10 protein-coding genes and 1 tRNA gene are annotated in these 14,313 nt (G+C 70.1%); 7 read left to right on the forward strand and 4 right to left on the reverse strand.

The genetic code is table 11. The features are described 5' to 3' along the window. Positions 1 to 13: 13 nt before the first annotated feature. From ACWD26_RS05705 to ACWD26_RS05715, 3 genes are all read right to left on the reverse strand, one after another. Positions 14 to 1,570, reverse strand: a complete 1,557-nt coding sequence (locus ACWD26_RS05705; RefSeq protein WP_451266662.1) for a Stp1/IreP family PP2C-type Ser/Thr phosphatase — start codon at positions 1,568 to 1,570, stop codon at positions 14 to 16. 98 nt (positions 1,571 to 1,668) lie between these two features. Next, positions 1,669 to 2,196 (reverse strand): FHA domain-containing protein FhaB/FipA, encoded by a 528-nt coding sequence (locus tag ACWD26_RS05710; RefSeq protein ID WP_451266510.1) that lies wholly within the window; start codon positions 2,194 to 2,196, stop codon positions 1,669 to 1,671. Between the two features lie 10 nt (positions 2,197 to 2,206). Beyond that, complete coding sequence (locus tag ACWD26_RS05715; protein ID WP_451266512.1) at positions 2,207 to 3,055, reverse strand: FhaA domain-containing protein; 849 nt, start codon at positions 3,053 to 3,055, stop codon at positions 2,207 to 2,209. A 484-nt stretch (positions 3,056 to 3,539) separates the two neighbouring features. Here ACWD26_RS05715 and ACWD26_RS05720 point away from each other — a divergent pair. From ACWD26_RS05720 to ACWD26_RS05740, 5 genes are all read left to right on the forward strand, one after another. Then, positions 3,540 to 3,623: transfer RNA gene (locus ACWD26_RS05720), tRNA-Leu, on the forward strand. Between the two features lie 446 nt (positions 3,624 to 4,069). Beyond that, positions 4,070 to 6,880: a beta-L-arabinofuranosidase domain-containing protein gene (locus ACWD26_RS05725; protein ID WP_451266514.1), complete on the forward strand. Its 2,811-nt coding sequence runs from the start codon at positions 4,070 to 4,072 to the stop codon at positions 6,878 to 6,880. Positions 6,881 to 7,208: 328 nt separating this feature from the next. Further along, positions 7,209 to 8,678: a DUF2252 domain-containing protein gene (locus ACWD26_RS05730; RefSeq protein ID WP_451266664.1), complete on the forward strand. Its 1,470-nt coding sequence runs from the start codon at positions 7,209 to 7,211 to the stop codon at positions 8,676 to 8,678. A gap of 289 nt (positions 8,679 to 8,967) precedes the next feature. Further along, complete coding sequence (locus ACWD26_RS05735; RefSeq protein WP_451266516.1) at positions 8,968 to 9,918, forward strand: hypothetical protein; 951 nt, start codon at positions 8,968 to 8,970, stop codon at positions 9,916 to 9,918. 124 nt (positions 9,919 to 10,042) lie between these two features. Then, positions 10,043 to 10,372, forward strand: coding sequence for a rhodanese-like domain-containing protein (locus ACWD26_RS05740; protein ID WP_451266666.1), 330 nt, complete (start codon positions 10,043 to 10,045; stop codon positions 10,370 to 10,372). 71 nt (positions 10,373 to 10,443) lie between these two features. Here the strand turns inward: ACWD26_RS05740 and ACWD26_RS05745 are convergent, their stop codons facing one another. Further along, positions 10,444 to 11,637 carry an acyl-CoA dehydrogenase family protein gene (locus ACWD26_RS05745; RefSeq protein WP_451266518.1) on the reverse strand — a complete coding sequence of 398 codons (1,194 nt, stop codon included), beginning with the start codon at positions 11,635 to 11,637 and terminating at the stop codon, positions 10,444 to 10,446. Positions 11,638 to 11,944: 307 nt separating this feature from the next. On the opposite strand from ACWD26_RS05745, the gene ACWD26_RS05750 reads away from it, so the two are divergent. Next, entirely contained in the window at positions 11,945 to 12,898 is a 954-nt protein-coding gene (locus ACWD26_RS05750) for a DUF5819 family protein (protein ID WP_451266668.1), read from the forward strand. 77 nt (positions 12,899 to 12,975) lie between these two features. Next, complete coding sequence (locus ACWD26_RS05755) at positions 12,976 to 14,217, forward strand: HTTM domain-containing protein (protein WP_451266670.1); 1,242 nt, start codon at positions 12,976 to 12,978, stop codon at positions 14,215 to 14,217. Positions 14,218 to 14,313 lie beyond the last annotated feature (96 nt).

Raw genomic sequence — 14,313 nt, forward strand, 5'->3', positions numbered from 1 at the left:
CCTCGCGGCTTGCCTACTGCTCACCGCACCGCGAGACCAGCTCCTGCTCCTCCTCCGAGAGGCTGGGGCCGGTCGACGGTGTGGGTGCGGTCTGGGTCGGGGTCGACGTCGACGGTGTCGACGTCGGGGACGGTGTGGCCTTGGACGTCAGGGAGGTCTTCGTGGTTCCCGTGACGCCGCCGGCCTCGCCCTCGCCGGTCTTGGCGTTGTTGTCCGCCGCCTCGCGGCGCTCGGCGTTCTTCTTGCACGCCGACGCCTGGGTGGACAGCTCCTCGATCTTCTTCCGGGCGTCGTTCAGGTTGCCCTGGGGGATCGTGGCCTCGACCTGCTTCTGCCAGAACGAGGGCAGGTACTTGAGTTCGATCTCGGGGTGGTCCTTCTCCACCTTCGAGAGCGAGATCCACGCCAGGTCCTGGCTGATGCCGCGGTACAGCGCCACGTGGTTGTCGTTGGCGCCGACGTAGTACTGCGTCTGGGTCCAGCGGTAACCGCCGTAGAGGCCCCCGCCGAGGACGGCGAGGGCGAGGATGCCGAAGAAGGATCTCTTGAGCCACTTGCGCTTCTTGCGTGGCTTGACGAAGTCGTCGTCGGAGTAGTCCCCGAAGCTGCCCGCCGCCGGCATGTAGCCGGTGGTGTCGCCGGAGCCGGGCGGGCCGAACTCGCCGCCGCCCTGTCCGTGCCCCTGACGGCCGAGACCGGAGGCACGGCCGGCCGGGGTCTGCATGATGCCGTTGTCCTGCAGGTGCAGCTGGTTCTCGGCGACCGCGCCGACCACGACCGGCGTGTCGGAGAGCTGCCCGGCGAGGGTGTCGCCGGTGTCGAGGTCGAGGACGTCGGCGACGATGACCGTGATGTTGTCCGGGCCGCCGCCGCGCAGCGCGAGCTGGATCAGCTCCTGCACGGTCTCCTGCGGGCCCTGGTAGCTGGCGAGGGTGTCCTCCATCGTCTGGTGGGACACGACGCCGGACAGACCGTCGGAGCAGATCAGGTACCGGTCGCCGGCGCGGACCTCGCGGATGGAGAGGTCGGGCTCGACGTGCTCGCCGCTGCCCAGCGCGCGCATCAGCAGGGAGCGCTGCGGATGGGTGGTGGCCTCCTCCTCGGTGATGCGGCCCTCGTCGACCAGACGCTGCACCCAGGTGTGGTCCTGGGTGATCTGGGTGAGGACGCCGTCCCTGAGGAGGTACGCGCGGGAGTCGCCGACGTGTACGAGGCCGAGCCGCTGGCCGGTCCACAGCAGGGCGGTGAGCGTGGTGCCCATGCCCTCCAGCTGGGGGTCCTCCTCGACCATCGCGCGCAGCTGGTCGTTGGCGCGCTGCACGGCGGTGCCGAGGGAGGTGAGGATGTCGGAGCCGGGGATGTCGTCGTCGAGCGTGACGAGGGTGGAGATCACCTCGGAGGAGGCGACCTCGCCGGCCGCCTGGCCGCCCATGCCGTCGGCGATCGCGAGCAGCCGCGGACCGGCGTAGCCGGAGTCCTCGTTGCCCTCGCGGATCATGCCTTTGTGCGATCCGGCGGCGAAGCGCAGTGACAGACTCATGCGCACCTCGCCCGTCGGCTCCGGGTACATCCGCACGGTGCCCACCCTCCGGTCGGGAGCGCGCCGGGGCCCTTGGTGGGGGCCACCACTGCGTGCTCGCTCCGCTCGCGCCTATTCATGATGTAGCACTACTTCCGCAGCTCGATGACGGTCTTGCCGATGCGGATCGGCGCGCCCAGCGGAATGGGCGTGGGAGTCGTCAGTCGGTTCCGGTCGAGATACGTGCCGTTGGTGGACCCCAGGTCCTCGACGATCCACTGGCCGTCGCGGTCCGGGTAGATCCGGGCGTGCCGGCTGGAGGCGTAGTCGTCGTCCAGCACGATCGTGGAGTCGTGGGCGCGGCCCAGGGTGATGGTCTGGCCCTGCAGCGTCACGGTCGTCCCCGTCAGCGTGCCCTCGCTGACGACGAGCTTGGTCGGCGCGTTGCGCCCGCGGCGACCGCCGCCGGAGGGGGCCGCGGGCTGCTGGCCGCGCTGCTGCGGGGGCGCGGCCTGCCGGGCGGCCTGCTGCGGCCGCGCGTTCTCCCGGCGCGACCCCCGCTGGGTGACGCGCGTACCGAAGAGGTCGCTGCGGATGACCTGCACGGCCACGATCACGAACAGCCACAGTACGGCCAGGAAACCCAGCCGCATGACCGTGAGGGTCAGCTCTGACATTGCCCCCGCTTCACCCTTCGGCTTGCCGGTAAATGATGGTGCTGCTGCCCACGACGATCCGCGAGCCGTCGCGGAGCGTAGCGCGGGTGGTGTGCTGCCCGTCCACCACGATGCCGTTGGTGGATCCGAGATCCTGGATCGTCGAGGGCGTTCCGGTCCGGATCTCGCAGTGCCGGCGGGAGACGCCGGGGTCGTCGATCCGCACGTCGGCTTCGGTGCTGCGGCCCAGCACCAGCGTCGGGCGGGAGATCTGATGGCGGGTGCCGTTGATCTCGATCCAGTAGCGCGTGCGCCCACCGGCCGCCGGGGCGGCGGGTGGCCGCTGGCCGAGCGGGGCGGCACCGGGGCGGCCACCGCCGGGCGGCGGGGTGGCCGGCATGGGCGGGGCTCCCGCGGGCGCGGGGGTGGGCGGGTAGCCGTAGCCTCCGGGGCGGCCCGCGGCGGGGCTCGCCGGGGCGCCGCCCGAGGGGGCCTGCTGGTTGGTGGAGGAGGCGAGCGTACGGCTGCGCACCCGGTACAGACCGGTGTCGAGGTCGTCGGCCTTCTCCAGGTGGACCTTGATGGGGCCCATGAAGGTGTAGCGCTGCTGCTTGGCGTAGTCGCGCACCATGCCGGCGAGCTCGTCGCCGAGCTGGCCGGAGTAGGGGCTGAGGCGCTCGAAGTCGGGCGTGCTCAGCTCCACGATGAAGTCGTTGGGGACGACCGTCCGGTCGCGGTTCCAGATGGTCGCGTTGTTGTCGCACTCGCGCTGGAGCGCTCCCGCGATCTCCACGGGCTGGACCTCGGACTTGAACACCTTGGCGAAGGTGCCGTTGACCAGACCTTCGAGACGTTGCTCGAACTTCTTCAGGACTCCCATGGGGCACCTCCTCCGTCGTCACCGCTCTGCGTACCGCGTCGGTACTGCTTACTGATCGTATCCACGCGCCGGGAAATCGGCTGGTTCCCCCTGTCGGCCCGGTCGACCGGTGTCACCCGGTATCGACGCCCACTGAAGTCCCCTCCCGGATTCCCGCCGGAGCTCCTCTTCGAACTCCCTCGTCCGCACTCTGCCAAGGATCGTAGAGGCGGTGCGAGACCAGTGTCCCGCACCGGACTGTGCGTCCTGTCCCTCTGCAGTAGAGATGGCCGGGACCGGTACGAGGTTGATACGTGAACAAGCATCCGTTGATACGTGGCGGGAGGGGCAGCGCGTTCGGTCCGCGCTGGTCGGCCGGGTCACGTCGTGGTGGCGGGGGCCGGCCGCGGATAAGGGATGTGAAGCCACCCTCTCCAGCGTGCTAATCTTCTCGATGTCGGAAGGCGCCACACCGCAAGGCACGGAGCCCGAAGACACACCTAATGCGCGGGTGGCGGAATAGGCAGACGCGCTGGATTCAGGTTCCAGTGCCCGCAAGGGCGTGGGGGTTCAACTCCCCCCTCGCGCACAGCGAAGCGGTCCCATCGTGATCACGATGGGACCGCTTCTTTTTGCCCACTCGCTCAGCGCGTCGAGACGAGACGGTGAGTCGGCTACGGGCTCTGAGGTGTGAGGAGTCTCTCAGGAGATTCGGGTAAGGCCTTTCGGCTTCCGGTGGCGCGGGACGGCCCGGGGGCGCGCTTCGCCTCACGCGCGCGGTGAGCGGTGGTGTCAGGGTCAGCATCACGTGAATCGCCGTAGATGCGTATACGAACGATGTTTCACGTGAAACGGTGCCGAGTGGCCGTTTCGCGCTGCTCCTTATGCGTGCCACCCTCGGCAATCCCGTCAGGACCGTTGACGCTCGCCTACCCCCTCCCTATCTTCTGGTCGGACTGTCGCACAACGTTCGTTATTTCGAACGCAGTTCATTGCTGATGACCTTACGACGCACCTGCCAGAGACGAGGCGCACATGGCACCGCCCCTCTCCAGACGCTTTCTTCTTCAGTCCGCGATACTCGCCGCGGCCGTACCCGGGGTCTCCTTCGGGGCGGGTGGTGGCCGTGCGGTCGCCGCCACCGTCCCGACACCGTCCACCTGGCCGGTGCGGCCCTTCGAGCTCAAGGACGTGACGCTCGGCCAGGGTCTGTTCGCCGACAAACGGCAGCTGATGCTCGACCACGGCCGCGGCTACGACGTCGACCGGTTGCTGCAGGTCTTCCGCGCCAACGCGGGCCTCTCCACCAAGGGCGCGGTCGCCCCCGGCGGCTGGGAAGGGCTGGACGGCGAGGCCAACGGCAACCTTCGCGGCCACTACACGGGGCACTTCCTGACCATGCTGGCGCAGGCGTACGCGAGCACAGGCGACCAGGTGTACGCCGACAAGATCCGGACCATGGTCGGTGCGCTGACCGAGGTGCGGGAGGCGCTGCGCAATGATCCGCGCATGCTCGCCGTCACGGGGAAGTGGGGCGGCGCGCACGAGAACGTCCGGGGTTCGTACCAGTACGTCGACCTGCCTGCCGCCGTCCTCGGTGGTGCCTCGGCGATCACCCTGTCGGTCTGGGTGAAGCCCACCCACGACGCCAACTGGCAGCGGATCTTCGACTTCGGCAACAACACCAACCGGTACATGTACCTGGCCTCCCGCAACGCGGCCGGCGTACCGCGCTTCGCCATCACCACCGGCGGTGCGGGCGGAGAGCAGGCCCTCAACGGCACCACCGCCCTGCCGCTCAACCAGTGGAGCCACCTGGCCGTCACGATCAGCGGCACCACGGGCACCCTCTACGTCAACGGCACCGCCGTCGCCCAGAACACCTCGATGACGCTCAACCCCTCCGTCCTGGGCACCCTGACGAACAACTGGCTGGGCCGCTCGAACTACTCAGGCGACCCGGTCTTCGCGGGCGCCTTCGACGAGTTCAACGTCTGGTCGAGGGCGCTGACCGCGGCCGAGATCACATCGCTGCAGACCAACGAGGCCAAGAGGTCCTCCGCGGGGCTCGGCAACCTCGCGTCGTACTACTTCTTCGCCACCTCCGGCGGCACGTTCGACGACGCCTCCGGACGCGGCCTGACCGCCACGCTGCGCCGCACCTGGGGCGGACCCAGCCACGCCGGCTTCCTGGCCGCGTACCCGGAGACGCAGTTCATCGACCTGGAGACGCGGACCAGTGCCGACTACACCAAGGTGTGGGCGCCGTACTACACCGCACACAAGATCCTCAAGGGCCTGCTCGACGCCTACCTCGCCACGGACGACGCCCGGGCGCTAGACCTCGCGTCCGGGATGTGCGACTGGATGTACTCCCGGCTGTCCAAGCTGCCCGACGCCACACTGCAGCGGATGTGGGGCATTTTCTCCAGCGGCGAGTTCGGCGGCATCGTCGAGACGATCGTCGACCTGTACTCGATCACCGGCAAGGCCGACCACCTCGCACTGGCCAAGCTGTTCGACCTCGACCGGCTCATCGACGCCTGTGCCGCCGACACCGACATCCTGGACGGCCTGCACGCCAACCAGCACATCCCGATCATGACCGGCTACGTCCGGCTGTACGACGCCACGGGCGAAACCCGCTACCTCACCGCCGCCAAGAACTTCTGGGGCATGGTGATCCCCACGCGCATGTACGGCATCGGCGGCACCAGCACGGCCGAGTTCTGGAAGGCACGCGGGATCATCTCGGGGACGATCAGCGACACCAACGCCGAGACCTGCTGTGCGTACAACCTGCTCAAGCTGAGCCGGAGCCTGTTCTTCCACGAGCAGGACCCGAAGTACATGGACTACTACGAGCGGGCCCTGCTCAACCAGGTCCTCGGCTCCAAGCAGGACAAGGCGGACGCGGAGAAACCGCTGGTCACGTACTTCATCGGGCTGGAGCCCGGTCATGTACGCGACTACACCCCCAAGCAGGGCACCACCTGCTGCGAGGGCACAGGCATGGAGAGCGCCACCAAGTACCAGGACTCGGTGTACTTCACGAGGGCCGACGGCGGCGCGCTCTACGTCAACCTGTACAGCGCCGCCACCCTGAACTGGTCCGCCAAGGGCGTGACCGTCACGCAGACCACCGACTACCCGCGTGAGCAGGGCTCCACGATCACCATCGGGGGCGGCAGCGCGGCCTTCGAACTGCGGCTGCGGGTCCCGTCCTGGGCCACTACAGGCTTCCGGGTGACTGTCAACGGCAGTGCGGTGAGCGGCACTCCGGCCGCGGGCAGCTACTTCACGATCCCCTCTCGCACCTGGCGCAGCGGGGACGTCGTACGCGTGACGATCCCGTTCCGGCTGCGGGTGGAGAAGGCCCTCGACGACCCGTCGCTCCAGACCCTGTTCTACGGGCCCGTCAACCTGGTCGGCAGGAACAGCAGTACGAGCTACCTGTCGTTCGGCCTGTATCGCAACGCCGGACTCTCCGGTGACCTGCTGCCCTCCCTCACCCCGGTGAGCGGAAAACCGCTGCACTACACGCTGGACGGCACCGAGTTCGCTCCCTTCTACGAAGGGAGCGAGGATCCGACGCACGCCTACATCAAGCGCTCCGAGCCGAAGGTCGTGTTCGGGGGCACCGACTCGGGTGTCGCCAACCCGGCGAAGTCCGACGGCACGACCCTGCTCGACGAGATCTGGGGCGGGGCTCCGTTCGCTGCCAAGGGGGCGCTGGTCACGCGCGTGCAGTCGACCGTCAACTCCTGGGTGTCGGCCGGGCTGCTGAGCCAGGCGGACGGTCAGAAGGTGGTGACCACTGCGCAGAACGCGACGTACGCGGTGTGACGGCACGTGCGTGGTCTGACGCATGTACGGCGGGCTGACGGCACGTGCGTGGTCTGATGGCATGTACGCGGCCATGTTTGGCCGGGATGCCACGGGCGGCTGCTCCTTCGGTGGGGGTGGCCGCCCTTCGCGTCCCCCCTCGGAGGGGCCTACGCGGCGTGGCGCTCCGCCATCCTCCTGGGCCGGGTTTTCCACAGGCGTGGGTGGTCGGGGCGCGGAGTTGTCCACAGGGTGTGACGCGTTTTCGCCGTCGGCTGTACCGTCGTCACGAGTTGATGTTCGTGCGTGGACGTGTGCGGGGGAGGCGGACGGTGTGACCGAGGCCGGTATGACGACGGCGGGGCGGGCGGCCGAGGAAGAATCGGCGGAATCCCGGAAGACCGGGGCGGAGGCGGCGTTGCCGCAGCCTGTCGGCGCCCGTGTGCCGGGGGTGCCGGGGTTCGCCCGGTGGCCCTCGGAGGGGTCGCCCAAGGAGGACGGCAAGGCGCTGCGTGTGCGGGTCCCCCGCAGCGCGCATGCGGACCTGGTGCTCACCACCGACCGGCCGGACGCCGTGTCCGCGGTGGAGGAGTCCAACCGCGGACGCATCCCCGGCCTCGCGCCGATAAGGGTCGGCAGGATGGCGGCCACCCCCTTCGCGTTCCTGCGCGGCTCGGCGGGCCTCATGGCCTACGACCTCGCCCGTACGCCCATGACCGGTATCGGCACCCAGATCTGCGGCGACGCCCACGCGGCCAACTTCGGCCTGTACGGAGACGCCCGTGGTGGCCTCGTCATCGACCTCAACGACTTCGACGAGACCGTGCACGGCCCTTGGGAGTGGGACCTCAAACGCCTGGCAGCCTCGCTGGTGCTCGCCGGCCGTGAGGGGGGTGCGAGCGAGGACATCTGCCGCAAGGCGGCCTACGACGCGACGGGCGCCTACCGGCGCACGATGCGGCTCCTCGCCAAGCTCGCGGCGCTCGACGCGTGGAACGCCATCGCGGACGAGGAACTGGTCTCCTACACCGACGCCCACGACCTGTTGGGCACGCTGGAGCGGGTGTCGGAGAAGGCGCGTGCCAACACGAGCGGCCGCTTCGCGGCCAAGTCCACCGAGCAGGTGGAGGGCGGCGGCCGCCGCTTCGTGGATGCCCCGCCGGTGCTGCGCCGGGTGGGCGACGAGGAGGCCGCGGCGGTGGCCACCTCCCTGGCGCAGTATCTGGACACGCTCTCCGAGGACCGTCACCCGCTGCTCGCCCGGTACGCCGTGCACGACGTGGCGTTCCGCGTGGTCGGCACCGGCAGCGTGGGCACGCGCTCCTACGTCGTCCTGCTCCTGGACCACCGCGGCGAACCGCTCGTCCTGCAGGTGAAGGAGGCTCGCCCCTCGGCGCTCGAGCCGCATCTCGCGACCGCCGGTTTCGAGGTGCCGGAGGTCGACCACGAGGGCCGCCGCGTGGTCCTCGGCCAGAAGCGCATGCAGGTCGTCAGCGACATACTCCTGGGCTGGACCACGGTCGACGGACTCCCCTTCCAGGTACGCCAGTTCCGCAACCGCAAGGGCAGCGTCGACCCGGCGGCCCTGGCCGCCGACCAGGTCGACGACTACGGCCGGATGACGGGCGCCCTCCTCGCCCGGGCCCACGCCCACAGCGCCGACCCTCGCCTCATCGCCGGCTACTGCGGCAAGAACGACGAACTCGACGAGGCGATGGCCACCTTCGCCGCGACCTACGCGGACCGCACGGAGGCGGACCACGCGGATCTGGTGGCGGCGGTGCGGGCGGGGCGGATCGCGGCGGAGGTGGGGGTTTGAGGGGAGGGGCGGCGGGGCGTTCGGCTACATGACCGCGTCCAGGCCGGGGGGCTGCGTGAGCGGGTGAAGAGTTCGGGTGGCTGGAATGCCTTCGCTGCGCCGACCGGAGGGCATGGGCATACGCCCACTGGAGCGCGTGGGCATCCGCCGACTGGAGTGCGTGTGCGAGCGCCGGCCGGGCAGTCGGATCGGCGTGCCGGGCAGCGGATGTGACGGGGATGGTCTCACCGCGTTCCAGGTCGCCGGTGGTCTTCGGTGGGGCTCGGAGCCGTGGCCTAGGCTGGGTCGGGTGACGACCCCGGAAGCCGAGCAGACACCGTCCGCCGACAGCCCCACCGAGCCCGTAGCGCCCGACGGGGGCGCGGCATCTGCCGAGGGTGCGGCGTCCGCCGCGGACGAGACCTCCGCCGGGGGAGCCGTGTCTTCCGGCAGTGAGGCCGCCGAGGGCGTGGGAGCGGGGCGGCCCGAGGAGCGGCTGGAGCGGGCCGTGCGGGCGGCCGAGCAGGCGCTGATCGAGTACGAGATCGCCGTGGAGACCTTCCGGGTCGAGGTGGAGAACTTCTCCAGGCTGCACCACCAGAAGCTCGGCCCCATGTACGCGCGGCTCGACGAGCTGGACGCCCAGATCGCCGAGGCGAAGGCCGCCCGCACGGGCGACCCCGAGGATGTGCGGAAGGCACAGGAGGCTCGGGCCCGGGTCATGCCCATGCCGGGCGTGGAGGAACTGTTCCACGGCTGGATGGACTCGGAGGGTCTGTTCCCTGAAGCCGCCGCCATGCTCACCGACCAGCCCGTACGGCCCCCGGAGCGGGTGCGCCCGAGTGACGAGGCCCGCAGGCTCTACCGCGAGCTGGTTCGAAAGGCCCACCCCGACCTGGCGCGGGACGACAGGGAGCGGGAGCGGCGGGACGAGTTCATATCGCGGGTGAACGCCGCTTACGGCCGGGGTGACGAGGTGCTGTTGCGGGAGCTCTCCGAGGAATGGGCGGCAGGGCCCGTACCGGAGGAGCGCAGGCCGAGTCGTGCCGAGGAGCTGTACGCACGTCTCGAATGGCTCGCCCAGCGCAAGGAACTCCTTGCTCTGGTCGCCCGCGAGCTGGAGGAGGGGGCCATCGGCTCGATGCTCCGCCTCGCCCCGGACGACCCCGACCGTCTCCTCGACGAGATCGCCGACCAGCTGCTGGCGGAGGTCGAGCAGCGGGAGGCGAAGCTGGCGGGGCTGCTCGGCCAGGACGGGTAGCCCGGGAGACCTGCGGGTGGCCGCGGGCGATCTGGGGGCGTCTGTCAGGCGCTCGGCCTGGCTGGGGCTCGGCCTGTGGGCCGTGCGGTCGGGTAGCGTCGTACGTATGCATTTCGGATCTGGTGTGCCCACGGTCGAGGTCGGAGACCTCAAGGACGACGACTTCCTGCTGGACGTCCGTGAGAACGACGAGTGGCAGGCGGGTCATGCCGAAGGGGCGCTGCACATCCCCATCAGCGAGTTCGTGGAGCGTTACGGCGAGCTCACCGAGGCGGCGCCGCAGGACGGCACGGTCCATGTGATCTGCCGCTCGGGCGGGCGCTCGGCGCAGGTCACCATGTATCTCGTCCAGCAGGGCATCGACGCCGTGAACGTGGACGGCGGCATGCAGGTCTGGGCAGCCGCCGGCCGACCGGTGGTGGACGACAAGGGCGGGACAGGGTTCGTCCTCTAGGGACGCGCCAGGACCCGGCAAGGGGCGTGCAACCCGGTCGTGTGCGCCCCAGGCGACGGCGCGGGCGGCGCTCAGCCCAGCGGGTGCGCCGCCAGCAGGTCGCCCAACGCCTCCTCGTGGGCGGCGGCCGGGCCGAGTGACAGCTCCAGATGCTTGGCCCAGGCGTGGTAGCGGTGCAACGGGTAGTCGACGTCGGCGCCGAAGCCCCCGTGCAGATGCTGCGCGGTCTGCACGACCCGGCGTACGCCCTCCGAGGCCCAGATCTTGGCCACGGCGACATCCCCGGCCGAGGGCAGCGCGCCTCCCGCCCCGGAGGTGATCCGCCAGGCGGCCTGCCACAGCGTCGCCTCCATGGCGCGCAGGTCGATGAAGCGGTCGGCGGCCTGTACGGCGACGGCCTGGAACGAGGCGATCGGAAACCCGAACTGTTCCCGCTTGCCGGCGTATTCGCTGGTCATGCGGAGTACACCCTCGCCCAGCCCGAGCGCCAGCGCGCAGGTGCCGGTGGCCAGCAGCTCCCGCAGCCGTTCCCAGGCTCCCTCCGCGTCGATGACGTCCCGCGCGGTGATCCGGGCCGACTCCAGACGTAGCTCGGCGAGCCGTTCACCGGTGGTGGAGACCTGTTCGGCGAGTGCCACACCCTCGTGGACGCGGGGGACGAGGGCGAGCACGACGCGGCCGTCGGTGCCGGCGGTCGGGCCCGGCTCGTCGGCGGAGACGGCGGGCGCGACCGACTGCGGCGCGACCGTCGCGGGCACGACGACGAAGTCCGAGTTGTACGCCCACGGCACCGCCGTCTGCACGCCGTCCAGGACCCAGGCGTCGTCGGCCTCCCACCGTGCGGTCACGGCCAGTTCGGCCGGATCGTGGCCCGTGCGGCCGTGCGGGGCGACGGTCAGGACGACCTCGCCCCGGCCGACACCTGGCAGGAGCGCCGCCTTCAACTCCTCGCCCCCGTACGCCTGTACGGTCACCGCGGCCGCGCTGCTCTCCAGCAACGGCCCCCTGGCCAGCACCTTCGCCGACTCGCGCAGCACCAGGCACAACGCGATCGCGTCGAGCCCCGAGCCGCCGTAGGAGGGGTCCAGCAACAGGCTGAGGAGGTCCGCGTCGGCGAGCTTCGCCCACAGCGCCCGGTCGAAGTCGTCGGCGACGGCGCCCGGTACGAGCGAGGGGCTCGGCACTCCGTCCGGCGTGACCCCGGCGAACACCGCCCTCGCCGCCTCGGCCGCCGCCTGCTGCTCCTCGGTGAACGTGAAGTCCACGGTCCCGCCCCTTCCGTATCGCCGATGACGGGGCGTCAAGATAGAACAGGTTCTAGAAGAAGGGAATGGCGTGGACCAAGGCCCCGCCCTCGATGCCTACCGATCGTTCGGTCTGCACGGTCGGTCCGACGCCATGGTGGACCACCGCGCCGTAAGGTGTCCCCCGCTGTGGATAACCTCATGGGTGCCGTGTGAGCGGTGTGACGATGTGACTGCTGTGGCTGTCGGGGCTGTGCCGGAGGAACGCGGCTGAGTAAGTTCCGGTGGAGAAGTGGACCGGGTAGTGGGAATCGGGGAGCTGGGCGGAATGGACGCGTACGACGAGGTCTCGAACGCCCGGCGCGGGCCGGACGAGCCCGAGGGCTCGGCCCCCGCGAACGATGTGAAACCGCAGGCCCAGCCACCCCGGCAGCCCTCGGACCAGGCCCCCGGGCCGTCGTTCCCGCAGCAGTCGCGGACGCAATCGGAGCCAGAACCGGAGCCGGAGTCGGAACTGGAGCCGGAACCGGATTCGGAGCGGCGATCGCGGCCGGAGCACATAGCCGAGCCCGCGCAGTCGGCCCCCGGAATCGCCGCACTCACCCTCCCGTACCAGATCGCCGTGGCGGTGGTGCTCGCGCTCGTGGCGGTGGGGGCCTGTGTGCATCTCGGGCTGGTGTTTCTGCATATCGCCCCCTCGAACACGCTGACGAAGCAGCATGGCCGGGCGGTGGACGAGTGGGTGTATCCGGAGTTCGAGCAGAACTGGAAGCTGTTCGCGCCGAACCCGTTGCAACAGAACATCGCGGTGCAGGCGCGCGCCGAGGTCCGCACCGCCGAAGGAGAGCTGCGCGAGACCGGCTGGTACGACCTGTCGGCGCTGGACGGCGCCGCCATCGACCGCAATCCGGTGCCGAGCCACACCCAGCAGAACGAGCTGCGCCGGGCCTGGGACTTCTACGTCGCCACGCATGACGGCGAGAACCGCGCCACCACCTCGCGCGGCGATCTCTCCGAGCGTTATGTGCGCCGCATCGTGGTGATGCGCCTCGACCGCGAGGAGGCCGGCGGCCCCGGCGCTGTGATCGAGCGGATCCAGCTCCGGTCCCGTACCACCAACGTGCAGCCACCCGAGTGGAGCGAGGAAAAGGTGTCCGACAAGCCCGTCGTCCGTGAGCTGCCCTGGTGGTCGGTGACCGAAGGCGACCGGACGGACGCCGCCGCCAACGCGGCCGGCGACGGCCGGAGCGTCACCGGCCGGACGGAGGCGAGCGCCGAATGAGCTCCGTGGGCCCGAGCAACCCGAGCAACCCCATAAATCCGAGCAACCCGAGCAATCCGGTGCGGCCGGTGAGCCCGATGGGGCGTCTCGCCGCCGGGGCAGGCACCGGGATCACCCGGGTCACGGATCGCGCGCTGGGCCCGTACCAGAGCGCGATCATCCGTATCGGCTTCTCCGCGACCTGGCTGCTGTTCCTGCTGCGGGAGTTCCCGCACCGGCGCGAGCTGTACGGCCCCGACGGGCCCTGGAGCTGGGACCTCGCACAGCAGCTGATCGCGGACAACGACGCCTTCACGGTGCTGATGTGGTCCGACAGCATGGTGTGGTTCGAGATCGTCTACGCCGTCGCCGTCCTGTCGGCCCTCCTGCTGCTGCTCGGCTGGCGCACCCGCGCCATGAGCGTGCTCTTCATGGTGGGCGTTCTGTCGCTGCAGAACCGCAGCGTCTTCATGGGTGACGGCGGCGACAACGTCCTCCACCTCATGGCGATCTACCTCGTGTTCGTCCGTTGCGCCCAGGTCTGGTCGCTGGACGCGCGGCGCGCACGGCGCACGCGAGAGCGCGCCCTGCGCGAGGGCAAGGAGCCGGAGGACCACGTCGGACCGGTCCTGTGGAGCGGGCTCGGCTTCGTACTCCTCGTGGTGAGCTTCGGCGGCCTGCTCAGCGTCGGCTGGTCGGTGATCTTCTGGGGCCTGTGGCTCGTGCACGCGGTGTGGTGGTTCGTGCGCCGTGTGGACCGGCACGGGAGGTCCCACATCGTGTTCGACATCGTCGGCAATCTCGTGCACAACGCCGCCCTTGTCGTGATCATGGCCGAGGCGTGTCTGATCTACGCCGCCGCCGGCTGGTACAAGATCCAGGGCTCGCGCTGGCAGGACGGCACGGCCGCGTACTACCCCTTCCACCTGGACTATTTCTCGCCCTGGACCGCGCTCTCCGACTTGATGTCGTCCAGCGGCACGATGGTGATGCTGGCGACCTACGGAACGGTGATCGTGCAGGTCGCCTTCCCGTTCACGCTCTTCAACCGGCGCGTCAAGAACGTCCTGCTGGCGGTCATGATGACCGAGCACGCCGTGATCGCGATCGTGCTGGGCCTGCCGTTCTTCTCGCTCGCGATGATCGCCGCCGATGCCGTCTTCCTGCCTACGCCGTTCCTGAAGCGCCTGGGCGGCCTGGTGGCACGCGCGCGTGACCGCGTCGTCCGGCGTGTGCGGCCGGGGCGCGGCCGTACGGTGCCGGGCCAGCGGGAGCGGCAGCCGTCGCTCCCGGAGGAGAAGGAGACGACCGAGCAGGCGCGCGTAGGCTTCACCGCATGAACGATCCGGTGAGCGGACCAGCGGATGACCCGGCGGGCGGCTCGGTGGCCGGATCCGACGACCGCCCGGTGGCCGACCGCCCGGTGGCCGGATCCG

This window comes from Streptomyces sp. NPDC002787 (assembly GCF_053592095.1).

What these genes read in the sequence shown, in the direction of transcription:
- ACWD26_RS05705 (WP_451266662.1), bottom strand. Translation starts at nt 1,570, where the DNA reads ATGTACCCGGAGCCGACGGGCGAGGTGCGCATGAGTCTGTCACTGCGC.
- ACWD26_RS05710 (WP_451266510.1), bottom strand. Translation starts at nt 2,196, where the DNA reads ATGTCAGAGCTGACCCTCACGGTCATGCGGCTGGGTTTCCTGGCCGTA.
- ACWD26_RS05715 (WP_451266512.1), bottom strand. Translation starts at nt 3,055, where the DNA reads ATGGGAGTCCTGAAGAAGTTCGAGCAACGTCTCGAAGGTCTGGTCAAC.
- ACWD26_RS05725 (WP_451266514.1), top strand. Translation starts at nt 4,070, where the DNA reads ATGGCACCGCCCCTCTCCAGACGCTTTCTTCTTCAGTCCGCGATACTC.
- ACWD26_RS05730 (WP_451266664.1), top strand. Translation starts at nt 7,209, where the DNA reads ATGACGACGGCGGGGCGGGCGGCCGAGGAAGAATCGGCGGAATCCCGG.
- ACWD26_RS05750 (WP_451266668.1), top strand. Translation starts at nt 11,945, where the DNA reads ATGGACGCGTACGACGAGGTCTCGAACGCCCGGCGCGGGCCGGACGAG.
- ACWD26_RS05755 (WP_451266670.1), top strand. Translation starts at nt 12,976, where the DNA reads ATGGGGCGTCTCGCCGCCGGGGCAGGCACCGGGATCACCCGGGTCACG.